Raw genomic sequence first — 3,075 nt, 5'->3', positions numbered from 1 at the left:
TGCGGCGGCAACGACAAGACCGAACGACCCGCATGGAAGTCCTCCACGGTCGACGAACTGTTCGCTGCGGGTATCCCGGACAGCGATCAGGTGTCGCTCACGTTCAGCGATGCCGGCAAGGTCACCCGCATTCGCATCTCACAAGGCTGCTGAGCCAACAAACCACGTGCGCAGCCTGGCGCATGGTCACGACGTGACGAATTGCTGGATGCGCCGATGACGACTGCGAGTCATCATGGGGCAATGCCCAACGTCCCTCGTCCCTTGACGGCAGTTGCCCTACTGAGCACGGTGTTGCTGTTGGCGGGTTGCGGCAACGACGTCACTGACCAATCGGCCTCCTCGACAACGGCCACCCCGACGACGATCGTCGTCGTCACCAGCGTCGTCACGGTGCCCGACACGAGAGCGCCCACCAGCGACCGAGCAACGACCACCGCTGCCACGAGTCCCCCGGCCAGCTCGCCCCCCATTGCGCCGCCGGGGGCCAGCGCTCTCGATTGGGATGGCGTGCGCTACGACTTTGGTCGCATCACCGGTCTGAGCAGCAACGACAACCAGGACCTGATGACGTTCGACCGCTACCAGCTCTACGGCGACAACGGAGAGCTCCAGTCGGCGGCCGACTTCACCGAGGAGCCAATCGTCGTCGGCAACAGCGACGTGCCATGGGTCAACGACAACCCCCAAGAGCGCACCTACGTCATCGCTCCGGATGCCGAGGTGCTGACGCTGGCCAACCGCGGCGAGTTCGAGTGCGGTGGCAACGGCCAAACCGGCCGGCCCGCCTGGCAGTCGAACACCGTCGACGACCTGTTCGCCGCAGGCACCCCCCAGAGCGATCAGGTGTCCCTGATGTTTGGCGATGACGGCAGGGTCACGCTGATCCGCATCTCGGAAGGCTGCTGAGGGAGCCAGAGCGGGAGGCGCCGATCACATGAGCGGTTCCCCCCCCTCAAGGCGCCAGGGTCGACGCTGACGGCCCACGACCGGCACCGGCCCCGCCCCCAGCCCCAGCCCCGGCCCCGGCCCCGGCCCCGGCCCCGGCCCCGGCGGACGGGGCAGCACACCAAGCGCGGTGTTCCCGACGCAGCTCCACCGGCATGCGTTCCAACTGTCGCGTGGATACCGACGGCATCGTCGTTCGGAACTCCACCACCGACTCATCGAGGCGGCGGCCCAGCTCGAACGTCTCCAGCCTCATCAGGCTGCGACGCAGGGGCGACTGTCGAGCGGTGCCTGCGCCCAGCCCGATGCGGAGGGCCAACTCATCCGAGCCGACGGTGAAGGGCACATACTGTCCCTCACGGCGTCGGTCTTCCAGCTCACGCTGCACCCAGCGCAGCAACCACAGGCTCGATGGCCCGATCACCGGCAGCCAGAACCGTTCGGCGTAGTCGCTCTGCGGCCGATGCGCCTCCGGCGTCGGTCGTGGCCATGGGTTGATGTTGAGGGTGGCTGCGAGGTGCATGGCAGTTTCGAACGTACCGAGCACTCGGCGAGAATTCGATGGGGAGCGCGACCCGCGAGCCCTACGGTGGGCGGGTGAGCGCCGACCAGCCACACCGGTGGCGACCGATGACATCCGCCCCCGCCGATCAGCACCGCTGGGAGCGGGCCGCCGCTCTCGGCTTCGGTGAGACCGAGCCGGTCGACCCGTGGAGCACCGAGCAGATCGAGGGGCTGGGCCGCCAGGCGTGGGTGGTCGAGGACCGGGACACGATCGTGGGCACCAGCGCCGACCTGACGTGGCAGCTCACGCTGCCCGGGGGCACCACCACGCCGGTCGGCGCAGTCATCGCGGTGACCACCCGGGCGTCACACCGGCGCCGAGGGGTGCTGACCGCGCTGATGGGCGCCCAACTGGGCGCCATGACCGCCGGGGGCATCGCTGCAGCCGTGCTCACCGCCTCGGAGGGCACGATCTACGGTCGCTTCGGCTTCGGCGTCGCCACCTCGCAGCATCAGCTTGTGGCGCCAACGGGTCGGCACGGGCTCGACCATGTTCCGCTGGGACGCATCGACCTGGACGAGGCGTCGGTATTCCGCGACGAGATCGTGGCTTTTCGACGGCGCGTCGAGGGGCAGCGGCCGGGCACGCTGTCGCGACCGGAGCTGTGGTGGGACCATCTGGTGCTGGGCGAGCGACGCTCGTTCGAAGGCGGCGGCCCGCAGTTCGTATCGCTGCACCGCGACGCCGACGGTTCGGTCGACGGCTATGCGCTCTGGCGGCTCGAGGGTGAATGGGGCCAGAGGACCGTCGTCGTCCGGGATCTGCACACGGTCGACCCCCAGGTGGAGCTGGCGTTGTTTCGCCACTGTGCCGAGATCGACCTGTCGAGTTCGGTGCGCTGGGACACCGCCCCGGCGGACTCGCCCATACCGGCAGCGACTGCCGATCCTCGGAAGTGCCACATCGTCGGCATTCGCGATCAGCTGTGGCTGTGCCCGCTTGACCCGGCGGGCTTGCTGGCCGCCCGCACCTACAGCGCGCCGCTCGACCTGACCCTCCGTGTCGAAGGAGGCGCGTCCGGCTGGTCCGCGCCGACCGTCACCGTCCGGCTGCGGTCACGACCCGGGGAGCCGGCGGAGGTCATCGTGCTCGACCAATCGTCGTCGGACGCGCCGGGCACACCCTCGGCCGGTCGGTCCCGCGAAGCGGCGCCGCCGAGCGCACCGGGACCGACGGCGTCGAGCGAGTCGATCGCCTCAACCCAGCCAGGCGGGCCACACGTGCCCGACCTCACCTGTGACCGGGCCACCTTGGGCATGGCCATCCTGGGCACCACCCCGTGGCGCACCCTCGCCGCCGCCGGAAGGGCGCACGTCACCAACCCCGACGTGCTGTCCATCCTCGACGCCGCCTTCGCATCGCACCCGGCACCCAACAGCCAGGACTACTTCTAGGGCGACACCCCGCCTCCCACCCGCCCACCACTCCCGCACCACTGGCAACTCGGGAGCCCAAACGACCGCCAGACCGCAGTGTGCACTCCCCAGTTGCCGACCACCTACCCACTACTGGCAACTCGGGAGCCCAAACGACCGCCAGACCGCAGTGTGCACTCCCCAGTT

General features: G+C 69.4%; 3 protein-coding genes. 2 read left to right on the top strand and 1 reads right to left on the bottom strand.

All coding sequences use genetic code 11. The annotated features are described in order from the left end of the window. The first annotated feature begins 243 nt into the window (after positions 1-243). Positions 244-909, top strand: coding sequence for a hypothetical protein (locus tag PKD89_RS11485; RefSeq protein ID WP_289012052.1), 666 nt, complete (start codon positions 244-246; stop codon positions 907-909). A gap of 46 nt (positions 910-955) precedes the next feature. On the opposite strand, the gene PKD89_RS11480 is transcribed toward PKD89_RS11485, so the two are convergent. After that, entirely contained in the window at positions 956-1,471 is a 516-nt protein-coding gene (locus PKD89_RS11480) for a hypothetical protein (RefSeq protein WP_289012051.1), read from the bottom strand. A 107-nt stretch (positions 1,472-1,578) separates the two neighbouring features. Between PKD89_RS11480 and PKD89_RS11475 the strand changes: the two genes are divergently transcribed. Then, a complete protein-coding gene (locus tag PKD89_RS11475; RefSeq protein WP_289012050.1) occupies positions 1,579-2,907 on the top strand; it encodes a GNAT family N-acetyltransferase in 1,329 nt (442 codons plus the stop codon). Positions 2,908-3,075: the final 168 nt, after the last annotated feature.

The organism is Candidatus Neomicrothrix sp., from assembly GCF_035329545.1.
GTDB classification, from domain to species: domain Bacteria; phylum Actinomycetota; class Acidimicrobiia; order Acidimicrobiales; family Microtrichaceae; genus Microthrix; species Microthrix subdominans.
The sequence above is the reverse complement of the archived record's forward strand: the minus strand, read 5'-3'. Positions and strand labels throughout refer to the sequence as shown.